The sequence below is a fragment of the Kocuria sp. genome, from assembly GCF_030536815.1.
In the GTDB taxonomy this organism is placed as follows: Bacteria; Actinomycetota; Actinomycetes; order Actinomycetales; family Micrococcaceae; genus Kocuria; species Kocuria gwangalliensis.
On sequence record NZ_JAUNPE010000127.1, the window covers coordinates 1 to 1,460 of the forward strand.

At 65.3% G+C, this 1,460-nt stretch carries 2 protein-coding genes; one reads left to right on the forward strand and one right to left on the reverse strand.

The window, feature by feature from the left end:
- Positions 1-819 (reverse strand): LacI family DNA-binding transcriptional regulator (locus Q4E95_RS10325; protein ID WP_303383228.1); only part of this gene is annotated, 819 nt, incomplete at its 3' end.
- Positions 820-998: 179 nt separating this feature from the next.
- Between Q4E95_RS10325 and Q4E95_RS10330 the strand changes: the two genes are divergently transcribed.
- On the forward strand, positions 999-1,460 hold a 462-nt coding region (locus Q4E95_RS10330), incomplete at its 3' end, for an ABC transporter ATP-binding protein (protein ID WP_303383229.1).

The window sequence follows — 1,460 nt, forward strand, 5'->3', positions numbered from 1 at the left end:
GGCCGCCAGGATGGCCCCGGCCGCCATTTCGTCGGCCGCGGCAAAGATGGCGGTGGGGCGACCCGTCGGCCCGGCGAGCAGGCTCTTGACCCGTTGGTAGGCACCCGAGAACGTGAAATCGGCCACGAGTAACCACCGCGGGTCGATCTTCAATCCGGCCACCGTCACTGCTCGTTCGAAACCGCGGCGCCGATCGCTGGCCATTGGGAAGGAACGGCCGGATTCGGGAGGCCCGCCGAGAAAGGCGATCCGCCGGTGGCCCAGCTCGATCAAATGGTTGGTGGCGCGAAGTCCGGCGTCCAGGTCGTCCACGCTGACCGTGGGGGCGCCCTCGAGTGAACCGCCGATCCCCGCCAGGGGGATGCCGGCCGAGAACAACTGCTCGGTCTCCGACGGGTTCAAGCGCAGTGACACCACGGCGGCCGCGTCCAGGTGCCTGCGGAGCAAGAAATCGGTGAGCACGCTCTCGCGGAAGTTCTCGCCCTGCAGGTTGTACAGAGCGGCGTCGTACCCGGCACCCGTGAGTGCACCGGCAATACCGTCGAGAACGGTCGCGAAGAACCAGCGATCCACGTAGGGCAGGACCACGCCGATGTTGCGACTGCGACCACTGGCCAGACTCGACGCGTGATGGGAGGCAACGAACCCGAGTTCCTTGGCGGCATCCGCGACCCGTTGTCTGGTTTTCGACGAGACGGGGCCACTGCCGGTGAGCGCACGCGAGACCGTTGCCGTGGATACTCCTGCTCTCGCCGCGACGTCCGTCAGGCGAGGCGGGACCTGAAGCGGACGATACGCCGGTTGTTCAGGGGTGGCCATGAACGTGCCTTCGTTTTTCCCGGCTCGGGGACGCGACTCGTGGTGATTGCCACACGAGAGTGGAATCGCTTACATTAGTGATAAGCGTAACAACTTTTTGGGTCGTGCCGCTGATCGGCAGCCTGGCCGCGGGGTGCCGAACCTCCCCGTGACGGGGTCTCTGAAAGGAATCTCTGCCCATGGCTGCCGTGACCTTCGACCGCATCACTTGTCAATACCCTGGGGCCGAGCGCCCATCCGTGACGAATCTGGACCTCGACATCGCGGACGGAGAATTCTTGGTCCTGGTGGGCCCGTCCGGCTGTGGTAAGTCGACCACCCTGCGCATGTTGGCGGGGCTCGAGGACGTCACGGACGGCAAGATTCTGATCGGGGATCGCGACGTCACCGACGTGCCCTCCCGCGACCGTGACATCGCCATGGTCTTCCAGAACTATGCTCTGTACCCGCACATGACCGTGGCGGAGAACATGGGATTCGCACTGAAGATCGCCAAGGTGAACGCGGAGGAACGCCGTAGGCGGGTCGAAGATGCCGCCAAGGTCCTGGACCTGACCCAGTTCCTGGACCGCAAGCCCAAGGCCCTGTCCGGCGGTCAGCGCCAACGCGTGGCCATGGGGCGAGCCATCGTCCGTTCGCCG